The 360-nt window shown below is 68.3% G+C and carries 1 pseudogene; it reads left to right on the forward strand.

The window, feature by feature from the left end:
- Nucleotides 1-360: pseudogene (locus AC58NV_RS23755) on the forward strand (methyl-accepting chemotaxis protein); the annotation flags it as partial.

The following is a 360-nucleotide window of genomic DNA, read 5'->3' on the forward strand; positions in this document are numbered from 1 at the left end:
CTGGTCTCCATGCAGGACGACCTGAAGCTGGCCCGCGCCGCCGAGGAGGAGCGCGCCGAGATGCAGCGCCAGCAGCAGCAGGTGGTCGAAAGCCTGAGCGCCGGCCTGGTGCAGCTCGCCGACGGCGATTTCTCGCAGCCGATCACCTCTGCCTTCCCGGAGGAATACGAGCAGCTGCGGCAGAACTTCAACAGCACCGTCAGCAATCTCAGCGGCACCGTGCAGCAGGTGATCGAGGCCTCCGGCAGCATCCGCAACGGCGCCGCCGAGATCAGCCAGGCCTCCGATGACCTGTCGCACCGCACCGAAAGCCAGGCGGCGACGCTGGAGCAGACCGCCGCGGCGCTGGATGAGCTGACG

The organism is Leisingera sp. ANG49 (assembly GCF_059694505.1).